General features: G+C 65.7%; 14 protein-coding genes. 10 read left to right on the top strand and 4 right to left on the bottom strand.

The window, feature by feature from the left end; translation table 11 throughout:
* Nucleotides 1-36 precede the first annotated feature (36 nt).
* The 4 genes from serA to ACVWYQ_RS19645 all read left to right on the top strand — a co-directional run bounded on the left by serA (nucleotide 37) and on the right by ACVWYQ_RS19645 (nucleotide 5717).
* Nucleotides 37-1281: a phosphoglycerate dehydrogenase gene (serA, locus tag ACVWYQ_RS19660; RefSeq protein ID WP_404544215.1), complete on the top strand. Its 1245-nt coding sequence runs from the start codon at nucleotides 37-39 to the stop codon at nucleotides 1279-1281.
* 204 nt (nucleotides 1282-1485) lie between these two features.
* A complete protein-coding gene (locus ACVWYQ_RS19655) occupies nucleotides 1486-2505 on the top strand; it encodes a patatin-like phospholipase family protein (RefSeq protein WP_157283309.1) in 1020 nt (339 codons plus the stop codon).
* Nucleotides 2506-2508: 3 nt separating this feature from the next.
* Nucleotides 2509-3963 (top strand): GntP family permease, encoded by a 1455-nt coding sequence (locus ACVWYQ_RS19650; protein WP_271539341.1) that lies wholly within the window; start codon nucleotides 2509-2511, stop codon nucleotides 3961-3963.
* Nucleotides 3964-4055: 92 nt separating this feature from the next.
* The gene (locus ACVWYQ_RS19645) at nucleotides 4056-5717 is read left to right on the top strand and encodes a tannase/feruloyl esterase family alpha/beta hydrolase (protein WP_456726287.1); all 1662 of its coding nucleotides are present in this window, start codon (nucleotides 4056-4058) and stop codon (nucleotides 5715-5717) included.
* Between the two features lie 30 nt (nucleotides 5718-5747).
* Here ACVWYQ_RS19645 and ACVWYQ_RS19640 read toward each other — a convergent pair whose 3' ends face one another.
* On the bottom strand, nucleotides 5748-7127 hold the full coding sequence (locus ACVWYQ_RS19640; protein WP_456726286.1) for an AAA family ATPase: 1380 nt from the start codon (nucleotides 7125-7127) through the stop codon (nucleotides 5748-5750).
* Between the two features lie 111 nt (nucleotides 7128-7238).
* On the opposite strand from ACVWYQ_RS19640, the gene ACVWYQ_RS19635 reads away from it, so the two are divergent.
* The 6 genes from ACVWYQ_RS19635 (at nucleotide 7239) to ACVWYQ_RS19610 (ending at nucleotide 14154) form a co-directional block, all read left to right on the top strand.
* On the top strand, nucleotides 7239-7688 hold the full coding sequence (locus ACVWYQ_RS19635) for a MarR family winged helix-turn-helix transcriptional regulator (RefSeq protein WP_057027572.1): 450 nt from the start codon (nucleotides 7239-7241) through the stop codon (nucleotides 7686-7688).
* A gap of 14 nt (nucleotides 7689-7702) precedes the next feature.
* Nucleotides 7703-8473, top strand: a complete 771-nt coding sequence (locus ACVWYQ_RS19630; RefSeq protein WP_271539335.1) for an enoyl-CoA hydratase — start codon at nucleotides 7703-7705, stop codon at nucleotides 8471-8473.
* Nucleotides 8474-8584: 111 nt separating this feature from the next.
* Entirely contained in the window at nucleotides 8585-10666 is a 2082-nt protein-coding gene (locus tag ACVWYQ_RS19625) for a methyl-accepting chemotaxis protein (protein ID WP_456726285.1), read from the top strand.
* A gap of 126 nt (nucleotides 10667-10792) precedes the next feature.
* Nucleotides 10793-11731, top strand: coding sequence for a dihydrodipicolinate synthase family protein (locus ACVWYQ_RS19620; protein ID WP_275516852.1), 939 nt, complete (start codon nucleotides 10793-10795; stop codon nucleotides 11729-11731).
* Between the two features lie 348 nt (nucleotides 11732-12079).
* Complete coding sequence (locus ACVWYQ_RS19615) at nucleotides 12080-13477, top strand: selenium-binding protein SBP56-related protein (protein ID WP_456726284.1); 1398 nt, start codon at nucleotides 12080-12082, stop codon at nucleotides 13475-13477.
* 83 nt (nucleotides 13478-13560) lie between these two features.
* Nucleotides 13561-14154, top strand: coding sequence for a hypothetical protein (locus ACVWYQ_RS19610; RefSeq protein ID WP_404653914.1), 594 nt, complete (start codon nucleotides 13561-13563; stop codon nucleotides 14152-14154).
* 3 nt (nucleotides 14155-14157) lie between these two features.
* On the opposite strand, the gene ACVWYQ_RS19605 is transcribed toward ACVWYQ_RS19610, so the two are convergent.
* From ACVWYQ_RS19605 to ACVWYQ_RS19595, 3 genes are read right to left on the bottom strand one after another with little or no spacing between them, the layout of a single operon-like run.
* On the bottom strand, nucleotides 14158-14856 hold the full coding sequence (locus ACVWYQ_RS19605) for a DUF1045 domain-containing protein (RefSeq protein WP_456726283.1): 699 nt from the start codon (nucleotides 14854-14856) through the stop codon (nucleotides 14158-14160).
* A gap of 18 nt (nucleotides 14857-14874) precedes the next feature.
* Nucleotides 14875-16068, bottom strand: coding sequence for an alpha-D-ribose 1-methylphosphonate 5-triphosphate diphosphatase (locus tag ACVWYQ_RS19600; RefSeq protein WP_456726282.1), 1194 nt, complete (start codon nucleotides 16066-16068; stop codon nucleotides 14875-14877).
* Complete coding sequence (locus ACVWYQ_RS19595; RefSeq protein ID WP_157283300.1) at nucleotides 16065-16736, bottom strand: LbetaH domain-containing protein; 672 nt, start codon at nucleotides 16734-16736, stop codon at nucleotides 16065-16067. Before ACVWYQ_RS19595 ends, ACVWYQ_RS19600 begins: the two co-directional genes overlap by 4 nt.
* Nucleotides 16737-16769: the final 33 nt, after the last annotated feature.

Here is a 16769-nt window from a genome sequence, read left to right as displayed (position 1 = left end):
ATGTGCTCAGGCAAAGCGGCTACTTACGGAGATGCCATGTCCGCCCCAGGCCAAAGCCCTGAGCGAAGCGCCAAGGCGCTGCTGCTCGAAGGCGTCAATGATAGCGCTGTCGACCTGTTCACGAGCGCTGGCTTCACCAATGTCGAACGGCTGACCAAGGCTCTGGACGGCGCAGATCTGCGGCGCGCGCTCGAGGGCGTGTCTCTGCTCGGCATCCGTTCGCGCACGCAGATCACGGATGAGGTTCTGGCGGCGGCCGGCCAGCTTCTCGCGGTCGGCTGCTTCAGCGTCGGCACCAACCAGGTCGATCTTTCGGCAGCGCGCAAGCGCGGTATTCCCGTCTTCAACGCCCCATTCTCCAACACGCGCAGCGTCGCCGAGCTCGTCATCGGCGAGATCGTGATGCTGCTGCGGCGGATCTTTCCGCGTTCGGTGTCGGCCCATGCCGGGGGCTGGGACAAGTCGGCGGCGGGCAGCCGCGAGGTGCGCGGCCGCACGCTCGGCATCGTCGGCTACGGCAATATCGGCTCGCAGCTTTCGACCTTGGCCGAAGCCATGGGCATGCGCGTGATCTATTTCGACCGCACCGACAAGCTTCGCCACGGCAACACCGAGCCGGTCGAGAAGCTCGAAGAGCTGCTGGCGCAGAGCGATGTCGTCAGCCTGCACGTGCCGGAGACGCCGGAGACTGCTGGCATGATCGGCGAGAGGGAGCTGCGGGCGATGAAATCAGGCTCGTTCCTGATCAACAACAGCCGCGGGACCGTGGTCGATCTCGATGCGCTGGCGCGTGCCTTGCGCGATGGCCATCTCGCCGGCGCGGCCGTCGACGTCTTTCCCGTCGAGCCTTCATCGAATGCCGATCGTTTCAACAGTCCCATTCAGGGCATTGAGAACGTCATCCTCACCCCCCATATCGGCGGCTCGACCGAGGAGGCGCAGGAGCGGATCGGCGGCGAGGTCGCGCGCAAGCTGGTCGACTATTTCATCACCGGCTCGACCATGGGCGCGGTGAATTTTCCGGAGGTGCAGCTGCATCTTCGTCCCTCCGGCGCACGCTTCAGCCATGTCCATCGCAACGTGCCGGGCATGTTGCGGCGGCTGAACGAGGTCTTCCTCCAGCGCGACATCAACATCGCCGCCCAATATCTGGAGACCGCCGGCGACCTCGGCTACGTCGTGCTCGACGCCGATCTCGGTGATCACGATTCCGGCGAGCTGCTGCAGCAGATCCGCGGCCTCGAGGGAACGGTCGGAGCGCGGCTGGTGTTCGAGCATTAGAGCGTTTTCGAGCGAAGCGGATATAAAAAAATAGCGTCAATCAGAATTCAGAGCCGTTTCGTTCCGATCGCATCAGAACGGAAATAGCTTTAGATCACCCCACGTTCCGGTTGCAACTTGTAGCAACTGCTCCCACACTGCCGTCGATTTCGGCCCGATCAAAAATCATGTCGAATTTGAGCTTCAGTTGCGTGAGTGTCCGCCATGGAACGGGACGCCGTACTGATTGATCTCGCGCTGCAGGGCGGCGGTTCGCACGGCGCCTTCTCCTGGGGTGTGCTCGACCGTCTTCTGGAAGAGAAATGGCTGGAGATCGCCGCAATCTCCGGAACCTCCGCAGGCGCGATGAATGCGGCGGTTCTGGCGGACGGCTGGACCGGCGGCGGCGCCGAGGGCGCGCGAGAGGCGCTCGACCGGTACTGGCGCCGTGTTTCGAAGGCCGCGGCCTTCAGCCCGCTACAACGTTCTCCGCTCGACCGCTTGATGGGGCGCTGGACCCTCGATACGTCGCCCTTCTATATCCTCACCGATTTGATGTCGCGTGTGCTCTCGCCCTACGACCTCAATCCGACCGGTTACAATCCGCTGCGCGCGGTGCTGGCCGAGAGTATCGATTTCGAACGCCTCGTGCGCTCGCCGATCCAGCTGTTCATCACCGCGACGCGGGTACGCACCGGGCGCGGACGTATCTTCCGCAACGCGGAGATCACGGCCGACGTGCTGCTGGCATCGGCCTGTCTTCCCACCATGTTCCGCGCGATCGAGATCGACGGCGAGCCCTATTGGGACGGCGGCTATGCCGGCAACCCGACCATCACGCCGCTGGTCCGCGAAAGCGACGCGCATGACACCATTCTCGTCCAGATCAATCCGACCGAGCGGCCGGAGCAACCGCGGACGGCTGCGGAGATCCTCAACCGTCTCAACGAAATCTCCTTCAACTCGCCGCTGATGAAGGAGCTGCGCATGATCGCGCTGCTGCGTCAGGCGGCCGATCCGGGCAGCGGCGAGGGCGCGCGCTGGGCGAAGATGCGCACACACCGGATCAAGAGCGACATGCTGGCGAAGTTCGGGGCCTCCTCGAAGCTCAACGCGGAGTGGGAGTTCGTCTCGATGCTGCGCGCCGAGGGACGCATGGCCGCGGACGACTTCCTCGCCGAGCACGGCGCGGAGATCGGCCGCCGCTCGACCGCCGATCTCGATGTCCTGCTGTCGGAGTGCTGAGGCATGGGTCTCCTCGGTCTCCTCGTCGGGCTCGGTCTGCTCGTCCTATTCGCCTTCCGCGGCTGGAGCGTCCTGCTGCTCGCGCCGTTCGCCGCACTCATTGCCGCGTTGTTCGGCGGTGAGCCGCTGCTCGCGAACCTGACCCAGGTGTTCATGGTGAACGCGGCGGGATTTCTGGCGCAGTTCTTTCCGATCTTTCTGCTTGGCGCCGTCTTCGGCAAGTTGATGGACGACTGTGGCGCGGTGACGTCGGTCGCCGGCTTCATGGCGGAGCGCCTCGGCGAACGGCGCGTGATCCTGGCGGTCGTGCTCGCCGGCGCGCTGGTGACCTATGGTGGTGTCAGCCTGTTCGTTGCGTTCTTCGTCATCGTTCCCATGGCCCGGTCGCTGTTTCGTGCCGCTTCGATTCCGCGTCGTCTGATCCCGGCCGCGATCGTGCTGGGAACGTCGACCTTCACCATGTCGGCCCTTCCTGGCACGCCGTCGATCCAGAATGCGATTCCGATGCCGTTCTTCGGCACGACGCCGTTTGCCGCGCCGGGCCTCGGCGTCGTCGGCTCGCTCATCATTCTCGGCGCCGGATTGTGGTGGCTGCATCGCGCCGAAGCTGCGGCGCGCCGCGCCGGGGAAGGTTATGGCGACGACGCCGAGGGCGCGATCGAGCAGACCGCTGCCGACGAGCTCGTGCGCGAGCGCGCGACGACTGCCCGCGAGTTCGATCCGGGAGAGCTACAGCACGGTCATCGCAGCGAGCGGCCATCGCCCGTGCTGAACGCCATGGCGCCGCTCGTCGTCGTCGTGACCGTCAACCTGGTGATGTCGCTGGTGGTGCTGCCGCGGCTCGATGTCAGTTATCTCGCCGAGCCGCGCTTTGGTGACACGACGCTTGCGGCGGTCGCAGGCGTGTGGTCGGTCGCGGTGGCGCTGGCTGCCGCCATCGTGACGGCCATCGCGCTGAACTGGGCGCGCCTGCCGGTGCTGCGCCGGACCATGGACGCCGGGGCCAATGCGTCGGTCCTGCCTGCGTTCAGCGTCGCTAGCCTCGTCGGCTTCGGCGCCGTCGTGGCCTCGCTGCCGGCGTTCACGATCGTGCGCGACTGGGTGCTGGCGATCGAAGGGGGACCGCTGGTCTCGCTCGCCGTCGCGACCAACATCCTGGCCGCGCTGACCGGGTCGGCGTCGGGCGGCCTGACCATCGCCCTCGATGCTCTCGGCCCGACCTATGTCGAAGTTGCCGCGCGCCACGGCATCGACCTTGCGCTGATGCATCGCGTGGCGGTGATCGGCGCGGGAACGTTGGACATCCTGCCGCATAACGGTGCGGTGGTCAGCCTGCTCGCGATCTGCGGCCTGACCCATCGCGACAGCTATTTCGATATCGTCATGGTCGGTATCGTGACCTCGCTCCTGGCGCTGCTGGCGGTGATCGTCCTGGGCACTGCGCTGGGCTCGTTCTGACGGAAAGCCGGCGTCAGCGATTGACGGACGGGCGAAGGTTGCATTGAATGCGGCCAAGTACCGAACGCAACAGAACAAGCCGGGTGGAAACGATGAAGCGCAACAGAGCGAAGCTGTGTGCATGGCTGGTGGGTACTGCGGCCGTAATGAGCGCGAGTGGTGCGTTGGCGGTAACGCTGCCGGAACACGCGGAGACCGTCTGCAAGGGGCTCGTCGGCGGCGCTGACGCCGTGAAGATCGATTCCGCGATCCTGCAGGCGCCGTCGCAAATGGCCGTAGCCGAGCGCGGGCCGACGCCGTCAGCACGCATCACGCCGGCCAATCCGGGCTTCTGCAAGGTGCTCGGCCATATCGATCCCACCGATCCCAAGGCGCCCCCGATCAAATTCCAGATCAACCTTCCCGTCGAATGGAACGGTCGCTCGTTGCAATATGGCGGCGGCGGCTTCAACGGCGTGCTGATCACCGGCCTTACGCTGCCGCCGGCCTACCCCTTCGACAAGCCCTCGCCGCTGGCGCGCGGCTTCGTCACCTACGGCACCGACTCCGGCCACGAGACCAAGCAGGGCGAGCCGCCGCAGGTGTTTGCGCTGAATGACGAGGCGTTCGAGAATTTCGCCCATCGCGCCTACAAGAAGGTGCGCGACGCCGCGGTCGGGCTGATGCAGCGCGCCTACGGCAGGAAGCCGGAGAAGCTGTACTTCATGGGCTCGTCAGAGGGCGGCCGCGAAGGCCTCACCATGGCGCAGCGCTATCCTGATGATTTCGACGGAATCTTCGCCCGCGTGCCCGTGATCAACTGGGTCGGACTGCAGCATGCCGGCACGCGCTCGGGTCTCGTCACCATGGGCGAGGGCTGGATCAACCCGGCGCAGGTCAAGCTCGTGGGCGAGGCCGTGCGCGCGGCTTGCGACAAGGCCGACGGCTCCGACGATGCGCTGGTGCAGGATCCCGTCGGCTGCAAGGCGGCCTTCAAGATCGAGACGCTGCGCTGCGCGGCCGGTAAGAGCGGCGACCAATGTCTCACCGATGCACAGATCAAGGCGGTGAACACGCTGCATGCGACCTACAAATTCCCCTTCGCGCTCGCCAATGGTCTCGACGATTATCCGGGCTGGGGCGTCTCCGGCGAGGACATCCCCGCGGTCGGGCCGACCGGCGGCTGGGTCTCCTGGTGGCTCGGCACCGCGCCGCCGGCACAGCCGCCCGCGCCGAACAACGGCATCGCCTGGATCTACGGCGCCGGCGGCATCCAATATGTCTTCGCGCGTGATCCGAAGCTCGACGTCACCACCTACAAGGTGGAGGACCACAAGGCGAGGCTGCTCGAAGTGTCCAACCTGATGGATTCCACCGACCCCGATCTCAGCCGCTTCCGGGCGCGGGGCGGCCGGCTGATCGTGCTGGAGCATATGGCCGACTACGCCCAGAGCCCCTATGCCGGCATTCGCTATTTCGAGAGTGTCGAGCGCAAGATGGGCAAGGCCGAGACCGCGGAGTTCGCGCGCCTCTACACTGCGCCTGGCGTCGACCATGTCGGCTCCGGCGCCCCCGCCAATGTCGATATGCTGAGCGTTCTGGTCGACTGGGTCGAGAACGGCAAAGCGCCCGGCGACTTAGAGGTCAGGGAGCAGAAAGTCGAGGCACCGTCGTTTGCCGCGACGCGCTCGCTGCCGTTGTGCCGCTGGCCGGCCTGGCCGCACTACAAGAGCGGCCCGGTGACGGAGGCGGCGAGCTTCACCTGCGCGCCGTGAGGCGCGATAGGCCGGATGAATGAGCGAACGTCACTCCGCTGCCATCGCCTGTGCCGCGCCGAGCAACCGCGCATTGAGCCGGCCGCCGGAGAACAGCATGTCGTCGAGGGCTTCGTCGATGTCGGCCGAGACGATCGACTTACCGCCGTCGCGCGCCAGGCTGGCTTGCGCCAGCCGGCGCATCAGCTCCTTGATGAAGGCGCAACTCGTGCCCTCGCTGCGGCGGGCAGCCTCGATGATGATCGCGTCGTCGAGCGGCAATGCCTTGCCGTAGAGGCGCACCAGCTTGCTGCGGCCATGTTCGTCAGGTAGCGGGACTTCGATGGCCTGGTCGATGCGGCCGGGGCGACCGGCAAGGGCGGCTTCAAGGTCCTGCGGCCGGTTGGTGGTGAGAACGAACAGGATGTCGGCATCCTGCTTCAGCCCGTCCATCTCATTGAGCAGCCTGTTGAGCATGGATTCTTCGCACGGCCCCATGTTGCGACGGTCGCGCGCGATCAGGTCGACGTCCTCAATCACCACCATGGAGGGCTGCAGCAGCCGTGCCAGACTCATATAGGCGCTGAGAAGGCCGATCTGCTCGGCCGTGATAATCAGGGTGGTTTGTTCAGGCAGATGCGTTGCGAGGTAGCGGATCGTATGGGTCTTGCCGGTGCCGGGCGGTCCATAAAGCAGGATGCCCTTGCGCGTCGATTGTCCGAGCCGCCGTAGCTGCTCGCGGGTGCCGACGAAATTCAGCACGTTGCGATCGAGCAGCCGCAGAGTCCGCTCCGGCAGGATCACCTCGTCGCGTCCGACGGCGGGCAACCGGTGCACATTGATGCCGCGGGCTAGGCCGCGATAGTCGGAAGACTCCTCAAGCGACAGGATCTTGCCGCGATAGGTGCGCGCGGCCTGCACGGCTTCTTCGAGCGCGCCGAAGCAACGCTGCACCACAGCCGCCCCAGCGCTTCCCGCAGACACCACGATTTCGATACGGATGCCGGGCTCGCGACGGGAGTCGCGGTTGGCGCAGAGCAGGACGGCATAGCGCAAACCGTCGTGCTCGCAGAGCCACAAACCGTTGTCGAGGCAGCGCGATGGACTGCTGTCGCCGACATCGACGTCGGAATATTGCAGCGGGGCGATCGCGACGGCGATCCGATCGTCGCGGAGCAGGCGCGCAAACGACAGCGTTTCGTAGTGTTCCTCGGCAAGTCCGAACAAGTCGACGTGTGCTGCCAGCTGCTTGTCGAGCGCGGCTTGGACGTCCACTCGCATGTGGCCGGGAAACTGCCGGGTGGTCGTCACGAGCTTGCTCAGCGGAATGTCTTCGAAATGCGCGTCCAGAACTCCGAACGCATAGGTGAACTGACCTTCCGTTTCGTTCTCTTGGTCTTGCTCTTCCGCTTGCTCCAACCTCTGCGCCACGGCTAGCCTCTCTGTCTGCAACTAGAACGGGTTGAGAACAAACAAGGAACATGAACGCGCGAGAACGTCAAGCGCTTTGACAACGAGATCGGTAGACGCTATTTGCTTCGCATGCGAAATAACAGCGCCGACGCGCGGCACCCTCGGTTAATCTACCTGCTGAGTGTCGCCCAGCGCCGGCTGCAGCGCTGGATGGCGGCGCGGCCCGAGAGCGAGGTGACGCCGGCGCAGGCGGGGCTGCTGTTCATCCTCGGCAAGCAGGATGGCGTCCTGATGGGCGAGGCTGGGGCGGCGCTCGACATGGGACCGGCCGGCATTTCGGGTCTCGTCGACCGGACGGTGGCTGCGAAGCTGGTCGAGCGGCGGGCCGACCGCGAGGACGGCCGCGCCTTTCGCATCTGGCTGACGCCGAAGGGGCGCACCGCGCTGGCGCAGGCCAAGACCAGCGCGGCGGAGGTCAATGCGGCGCTGACGGAAGGATTCACGGCCGCCGAGATCGACATCGTCGCACGCTGGCTGACGAGCATTCAGGACAAGTTTCCAAGACGTTCAGACGAATAAAACGGAGCAGACCAATGACCGAGCACGTCCGGATCGAGAACAGCGGCGGAATTCTCACCCTCACGTTGGCACGTCCCGACAAGAAGAACGCGCTGACGGATGCGATGTACGGAAAGCTCGCCGATGCGATCGAATCCGCCGAGTTCGACCCATCCGCCCGCGTGATCCTGATCCGCGGCGAGGGCGACATGTTCACCGCCGGCAACGACGTCGGCGAGTTCGCGGCCGTCGCGGCCGGCAAGTCCGAAGGCAGCCGCAACGTGGTGCGCTTCATCCAGTCGCTGGCGCGCTGCACCCGGCCGCTGGTCGCGGCCGTGCAGGGCCGTGCCGTCGGCGTCGGCACCACGATGCTGCTGCATTGCGACCTCGTCGTGCTCGCCGACAACGCGCAATTGTCGACGCCGTTCGTCAGCCTCGCGCTGGTGCCTGAAGCCGCCTCCAGCCTGTTGATGCCGGCGCGCATCGGCTACGCCCGCGCCTACGAGATGTTCGCGCTTGGCGAAACCGTGCCGGCCAGGTCCGCGCTGGAATGGGGCCTCGCCAACCGTGTGGTGCCGCTCGACAAGCTGGATGCCGAAGCGCTTGCGCTGGCGCAGCGTCTCGCCCGCCAACCGGCCGGGGCCCTCATCGCGACCAAGCGGCTGATGCGCAACGGCGAGGCGCTGGTCGCGCAGATGCAGGCCGAAGGCGAGCAGTTCGCGCAGCGCCTGCGCACCGCCGAAGCGCGCGAGGCGTTTACGGCGTTTGCGGAGCGCCGCCCGCCGGATTTCACCAGAATAGGATAGTATTCCGAATGCGTGCAGGTTGGATCGTTTCGATTCAACTCAAACCTTAACGAAACATTGGCACGTGGCGGTGCAAGGTGGCCTCTCCGGAGAGTTAGGCCCCCTCGACCCATGTCCATTGTTAAGAAATCGGTAAGCACGCTCCTCCTGGTCCTGATGACGCTGCTGGCGGCCGGCGCGCTGACCAGCACGGCCGTCCAGATGGTCGGGGCCTTCGGCCGCTATAGCGACAGTCTGGAGACCGAGCGGCTCGCGAATGCCGACAAGTCGATCTTCCATGGCGTGGTTGCCCTGCGCAGCAATCGTGGCGATGCCCAGAGCGCCCTGCTCGGCGAGGACGATCCGCGCGCCAAGCTCGGCGTTGCCGAGAAGGCGGAACAGGCCGGCTTCGACGCCATCAGTGCTGCGCTCTCCACCGTCGAATTCGCCCGCCGCGACGAGCTCGCCAGCACGCTGAAGCAGCGCTGGAGCGAGGCCGCGCCAAAATTCCAGTTGTTCTACGACGAGGCCAAGCTGCCGCGCGCCGAGCGCAAGCTGGAGCGGACCGCGCCCTGGTACGATGCGGTCACCAAGGTGATCGAGACCGCCAATCTCGCATCCACCGCGGTGTCGAACCGCGCTTGGATGAACGATCCTTACATCGCCCGCATGATCCAGGCCCGCCGCCTCGCCTGGCAGGTGCGCGACCGCTACGGCATCCAGTGCTCGACCCTGCGGCCGAACGTCAACGCCAGCAAGCCGCTCGACGACACCCAGAAGCAGACCGTGGCCGGATGGAACGGCGTCGTCACCGCCGGCTGGACCGGCATGGAGGAGCTGCTGGCTGCGCCTGACGTGCCGGCCGACCTCGTCAACGCGGCCAAGGAGGCGAGGGCCAAGACCGACGGCGCTCTCAAGCAGATCGGCGAGCTCACCAAGGGCTTGGATGGCAGCGGCCGTCCCGCGATGCCCGCCTCGGAATGGAACGCGTTGTGCCAGGCTCCGTTCGCGTCCATCGTCGCGGTCGCGAGCAAGGCGCTCGACCTGTCGATCGCGCACGCGGAGGCGGTTCAGGCCAAGGCCCTCACCAATCTCATCGTGCAATCCTTCGGCTTCCTGCTTGCACTGGCCGTGACTGTCGCGGGCGTGTTTGTGGTGCGCAACCGGCTGATGCGCCCGGTGCGCGCGATCCTCGATGCCATCGCCCGCATCAGCGCGCGCGATTATGCGACGCCGGTGCCGCAATCGCGGCATCCCGACGAGTTCGGCACCATGGCGGCTGCGCTCGAAAGCCTGCGCGAGAGCGCGGCGACTGCGGAGCGCCTGGGTAAGGAACGCGAGTCGCAGCAGGCGCTTCAGCTCGCCCGCTCCGGCACCGTCGATGCCGCCTGCCGCAGCTTCGACGACACGGTGCAGGCGGTCATTCAGAGCGTTGCGGCCTCGACGCGGGAGCTCGACGCCACCGCGAGCGGCGTGCGCTCGCTGGTCTCGGAATCGAGCAGCCAGACCGCGGCGGTCTCCTCGGCCGCCGAGCAGGCCACCAATAATCTCGAGACCATCGCCGCTGCGACCGAGGAGCTCTCCGCATCCGTGGGCGAGATCTCCGCGCAGGTGCAGTCGAGCGCGCGCGAGGCCCGCGAGGCCGTGGCCCAGGCCGAGCAGACCAATGCGACCGTCGAGATCCTCGATCAGACGGCAAACCGCATCGGCGAGGTCGTGAAGATGATCAACGCGATCGCGGCCCAGACCAATCTGCTGGCATTGAACGCCACTATCGAAGCCGCGCGCGCCGGCGAGGCCGGCCGCGGCTTCGCGGTGGTCGCGGGCGAGGTCAAGAGCCTTGCGGCGCAGACCGCGACGGCGACGGAGGAGATCTCGCGCCAGGTGGAGGAGATCCAGGGCGCCACCGGCCAGGCGGTCGCCGCGATCCGCTCGATCGGCGGGGCCATCAGCGGTATCGACGAGAAGATGACAGCGATTGCCGCCGCGGTCGAACAGCAGCGTGCGGCCACGACGGAGATCTCGCGCAACTTCCAGCAGGCGGCCCAGGGCACCCGCGAGGTCACCGATACCATCGGCAGCGTCGCAAGGCTCAACCAGGAGACCGGCAATGCCGGCACGGTGCTGTCGGAGTCCGTCAAGAAGATGTCGGCGGATGCCGATCGTCTTCGCGTCGCGGTCGAGGGTTTCCTGGGCGCCGTGAAGAGCGCCTGATTCCGTTCTCTGTCCACCTGAACTCGCGCAGGCATTGCCGCAGCTCGGCCCTGCGGGTACATCTGTGCCGCCTCGCTCCCGCGGGCGCGGCGACAGACGCAAGACACATCAGGGATGGAGAGTTCGATGCCGGTTACCCCACACAAGGCCCAACGCCCCTATCGCGGCGTGTTCCCGGTCGCGCCCACCATCTTCGACGAGCGCGGCGAGCTCGACCTCGAGGGTCAGCGCCGCTGCATCGATTTCATGATCGACGCCGGCTCGCACGGCATTTGCATCCTCGCCAATTTCTCCGAGCAGTTCGTGCTCACCGATGCCGAGCGCGAGACGGTGATGCATGCGGTGCTGGACCATGTGGCCGGCCGGGTTCCCGTGATCGTCACCACCACGCATTTCAGCTCGGCCGTGTGCGCGGCGCGCAGCAAGCAGGCCGAGGCGGCCGGCGCCGCCATGGTGATGGTGATGCCGCCCTATCACGGCGCGACCTTCCGCGTCCCCGAGAAAGGCATCGTCGAGTTCTTCAAGGTGCTGTCCGGCGCCATCAACATCCCGATCATGATCCAGGACGCGCCGGTTGCCGGCACGCCGTTGTCGGTCGAATTGCTGGCGCGGCTGTCGCGCGAGTTTTCCAACATCCGCTATTTCAAGATCGAGGTACCGGGCGCAGCCTCAAAACTCCGCAGCCTGATCGAGGCGGGCGGCAAGGACATCGAGGGTCCCTGGGACGGCGAGGAGGCGATCACGCTGCTCGCCGATCTCGATGCCGGCGCGACCGGCGCCATGACCGGCGGCGGCTATCCCGACGGCATCCGCCAGATCATCGATCCCTATTTCGCCGGCGATCGCGAAAAGGCGAAGGCCGCCTATGAGCGCTGGCTGCCGCTGATCAACTACGAGAACCGGCAATGCGGCCTGATCGCCTGCAAGGTGATGATGCAGGCCGGCGGCGTGATCAAGTCGGAGGCGGTGCGCCATCCGCTGCAGCCGCTGCATCCGGCGACGCGCGCGGGGCTATTGGAGCTCGCCAAGGAGCGCGACGCGTTGGCGCTCAGGTGGGGGAAGTAATTCTCTCCCCGTCAGTGCGTGAAGCTGTCGGGCAAAGCGAAGCGTGCCCACCAACTTGCGCGCCCTCGGGAAGAGCGGTGGGCACGGCGCTTTGCGCCTTTGCCCACCCTTCGAAGGCTGCGAGGAGCGACTTGTGCGCCCTCGCTCGCAATGAACGAGGGACGCCCATTTCGCCTGAAGGCGTCGAATTAGCGCGTGCCGGGCCGTTCCCCACAGCCCGGCGATGGCATATTGTACGCGCGCCAACCGGCGCCTTGCGGAGATTCTCAGGACATCTCGCAACAGCTCTTCTTTTGCCACTATCCCGAGCCAGGTTGGTGCAAACCGACAGAACAGGGAGGCAGTGCCATGACGATGAGGCCGGATCCCACCTTTCACGCATCGCCCAAGCTTGCGATGGAAGCGCCTGCGGAGAACTTTGCTTACACCTTGCTGCTCAGTCCGGATTTCTCAAAGCCGGATGCTCTCGCGGTCATCGACGTCAAGCCGGGATCGCCGACCTATAGCCAGATCGTCCACACCGTAACGATGCCCAACAAGGGTGATGAGTTTCATCATTTCGGCTGGAATGCTTGCTCCTCCGCCCTGTCGCCGCTCGCCGGACACGCCTTCATCGAGCGGCGCTATCTCATCATCCCGGGGCTGCGCTCGTCGCGGATCTACGTCATCGATACCAAGCCCGATCCGACGAAGGCCAAGATTCACAAGATCATCGAGCCAGAGGAGGTCTTCAAGAAGACCGGCTACTCGCGGCCGCACACGATCCATTGCGGGCCGGACGGCATTTACGTGAGCACGCTGGGCGGCGGCAAGGACGGCACCAACGGACCTCCGGGCGTCTTCATCATGGATTGCGAGACGTTCGAAGTTCTTGGACGATGGGAGATCGACCGTGGCCCGCAGACGCTGCACTATGATTTCTGGTGGAATCTGCCGCGCGATTACATGGTGACGAGCGAATGGGCGTTACCGCCGCAGTTCGAGAACGGGATCGTCCCGGAAGATCTGCTTGCGAATAAATATGGTCATCGTCTCCACTTCTGGGACCTTCGCGCGCGTCGCAACGTCCAGACCATCGACCTCGGCGCCAATCATCAGATGGCGCTGGAGGTGCGCCCCGCGCACGATCCGGTTCGCGAGTATGGTTTCGTCGGTGTCGTGGTCGACACCACCAACCTCGAAGCGTCGATCTGGACCTGGTGGCGCGAGGGCGGAAAATTCCATGCCGAGAAGACGGCGACGATTCCTCCCGAAGCCGCGCCCAAGGAGAAGCTGCCGCCGCTGCTGCAGGGATTTGGCGCCGTGCCGCCGCTGGTGACGGACATCGACCTGTCAATGGACGATCGGTTTCTCTATGTCTCGTGCTGGGGGACGGGTGAGATGCGCCAGTACGACGTCAGCGATCCCAGAAAGCCGAAGCTTGCGGGCTCGGTCCACATCGGCGGCATCGCGCGGCGCACGCCCCATCCGAACGGAAAGGCCTTTGCGGCGGGCCCGCAGATGGTCGAGATCAGCCGCGACGGCCGGCGCGTGTACTGGACCAATTCGCTCTATTCCACCTGGGACGACCAGTTCTATCCCGACGGGGTTCCGGGCGTGGAAGTCATGGCCAATGTCGGTCGTGACGGCGGCCTCGAGCTCGACAAGGACTATTTCGTGAGTTTCCCCGACGGATATCGTGCGCACCAGATCAGACTCGAGGGCGGCGATTGTTCGACGGACTCATTTTGCTACCCGTCGGTCTAGATGGGACGCAGGCGAGCCCGGCCCTTGGCTGGCTGTGGCTCGCGCTTGTTGCGAGCGGTCTCTACCACGGGATCAATCCGGGAATGGGATGGCCGCTCGCCGTTTCGGCCGGGCTCATGGACAAGAGCCCCCTCGCGCTCTTCCGCGCATTGTGGGCTCTGGCGGCCGGGCACCTCCTGGCAACACTTCTCGTGCTGCTGCCGTTCGCCTTCCTGCTCGTACTGGCCGAATGGCAGCGTCCAATCCAGATCGGTGCGAGTCTTCTCGTCATCGGCTTTGGCGTCTACCGGCTGATCGACCGGCGTCATCCGCGCGCGCTGGCACGAATTCCGCCGACGCAATTGGTGCTCTGGTCATTTGCCGTCGCCATCGCTCACGGCGCTGCCCTGATGCTCGTGCCGATCTATCTCGGGCTCTGCCAGGCCTTCGAGCTCGATGCCGGCCATCAGGCGGCGGGCGCGCTGATTGCGGCAAGTCTCGGGATGGCGGTGCTGGTGTCCCTGGTGCACGTTGCCGCCATGGTCGGTGCCGGCGGATGTCTGGCGTGGCTGGTCTACCGCCATCTGGGATTGAAGTTCGTCTCGCGAAGCTGGTTCAATCTGGATGCAGTCTGGGCGATCAGCCTCGTTCTGGTTGGCGCGGTGGCGCTCGCTTTCAATCTTGCGGCCTCGCGCTGAGGTCTACCGCACCAAAGCCCACTCGCCGATGATGCGAAACCGCGCCTTGGCATCATCCTGCCTGAACAACGCAATGCGATCGATCGCGAACATCTCGATCCCCAGCGCCACAAACCTTGTCCGCAGCATCTGAAGGATCGGCCCGCGCCGTTCCGCATCCAGCCGACCCGTCAAGGTCATGTGGAAGCGGAATTCTTCCATCACGTAAGGATAGCCCCAGCGGTCGAGATAATCCCGCTGCCGCTCGCTGAGCCTCTCCGGCTTGCGACGGGCGCGATCTTCCGTCGTCAGCGGGGCGCGAAACAGGTCGAACGCGCGAACGCAATCAGCGGCAAGCTGTTGGAGAGCCTCGACCGGCTCGGCCGGAATGACGGCAATGAAGCCGCTGATGGCATCGACCACCGGTCGGATCGCCGGGATCGGACGTGTCCTGCCCGCGAAGGCCGAGCAGGCGGCCAGCAGCTCGGCTTCGGTCTTGCCAGGCGCCAGCGCCATCGGCGCCTTCAGCGTGGCGTGAAAGCCGTATTGGCGGGGATCGGCGCTGACCTCGCGCCAGTCCGGCGCGGCCTGCAGCGCTTGTTGCGGAAACGGCAGCTCGTCTCCGGTATAGGCGTCATAGCCGAGCAGCTCGGCGCCGAAGCGGGAGAGGGCGCTGTCGCGGCCTGCGGCATAATAGATCGCGTAGCGGGGGAAACCTGTCATTGCCTCAGCATAACCAATTTACGCCGCGACGACAGCCTCGCGCGGCGTCGCCATTGCGGTGAGCAGCCGCGTCGCGTCGGTGAGATGCACGAGCCTGCCGCCTGAGATCACCGCGATCAGCCGCGGCCGCAGCTCCACGCTGTCGTCGACGAGGAGAATGTCGGCGCGGCGTCCCTCCGCGAGCAGGCCGCGATCGGTGAGGCCGGTTGCCCGCGCCGGGCCGGCGGAGATTAGATCCCAGGCCTGAGCCAGCGGCACCACGCCATCGGCGGCCAGGCGGAACGCGGCGAGCAGCTGCGCGGGATAGTAATAGTCCGACGCCAGCACCGAGCAGAGCCCCTTTGCGATCATGTCGGAGGCCCTGGTCCAGCCGGTGTGGCTGCCGCCGCGCACGACGTTCGGCGCGCCGTAGACGATGGCATCGCCGTGGCTGGCCGCAGCCTGCGCCGTCTCCTCGTTGATCGGAAATTCCGCGATCAAGGCGCCGAGCTCGCGAAAGTCCCGGCGCATCGCCGGGCTCGAATCGTCGTGCGAGAGCATCCTCACCTTGGCGGTGCGGGCCGCGGCGGCCAGGCGTGACACCGAGGCGGGCACCTCGTCGGCGCGCGAGACCACGCGCTTGACCAGCCGGTCGAATTCTTCACTCGACAGCCCGGTGCGCTCCACCATGCGGTTGCGTTTGCGCGGCTTGGCCATGTCGGCGACGGTGCCGTCCATGTGGTCGTTGAATGCGAGCAGGTCGACGCGGCCCTCGGCCAGCCACCGTGCGATCTCGGCTTCGGCATCGAGATTGTAGGTCTCGTGCCGCAGGTGGAAGCGGGTGTCGGCGGCGAATTGCGGACGCTGCCGCTCGATCGCCTCCATCAGGCCGCGTGCATTGTCGGCGCTGCGCAGGCCCGGCTCCCACGAGCAGGTCGTGGCGTGAAACACGGTGGTGATGCCGTTGCTGATCGCCTGGCGGTCGCTGTCGGCGAGCGCAACGTCGATCGGAAAGTCGACGCCGGCGCGCGGCATCATCTGGCGCTCGAAGGCATCGCCATGCAGATCGACGATGCCGGGCAGCACCAGCAGGTCACGGGCATCCAGCGCCAGCCCCGCCCGGCCGCGAGAGGCGTCGACCTTTGCAATGTCTGTTCCGGAGACGAGAAGAGATGTTTCGGCGAGCTCGGCGCCGATCAGGGCCCGGCCGCCTTCGATGAATATGTCTGTCACGCGACCGCGCTTCGTTTGCTGGCAGGAGAATTGGCGAGTGAGCTCGCTTTTGCTTCGTATGCCGAGAGGAAATCTTCAATCCCGAGCTTGCGGAAATTGGGCAGCGCCTCGCGCAACTTGTCGTGATCCCAGTCCCACCAGGCAAGCCTTGCGAGCCGTCCGGCGATCTCCTCCGAGAACCGCCGCCGCACGATGCGGGCCGGATTGCCGGCGACGATGCTGTAGGCCGGCACGTCCTTGGTGACGATGGCGCCGGCGGCGATCACCGCGCCGGTGCCGATGTTGCGGCCCGGCAGCACGATCGCGCCATGGCCGATCCAGACGTCATGGCCGATATGAACGTGATGCTGCCGGCGCCACTCGAAGAACTCGAGATCGTCGCTCTCACCCTCGAAATAGGCGCTGGATCGGTAAGTGAAATGCGCCTGAGTGGCGCGATGCATTGGATGGTTGCCGGGATTGATGCGGGTCATCGCCGCGATCGAGCAGAATTTGCCGATGGTGGTGTAGGTGATCTGCGCATCGTTCACGACATAGGAATAATCGCCCATCGCCACTTCATGCAGGATCGTGCGCGCGCCGACTTCGGTGTAGGCGCCGAGCCTGGTCTCATGCAGCTTGGCCGAGGGATCGACGGTCGGCTGAACCGAAAGAGCTTTGGCGGCCATGTTGCATCCGAAGTGCGAGGGCGGGCGTCTCTC

Source organism: Bradyrhizobium sp. USDA 3397 (assembly GCF_054060965.1).
Note: the sequence above shows the minus strand (reverse complement) of the source record. Positions and strands in the feature narration are given on the sequence as shown.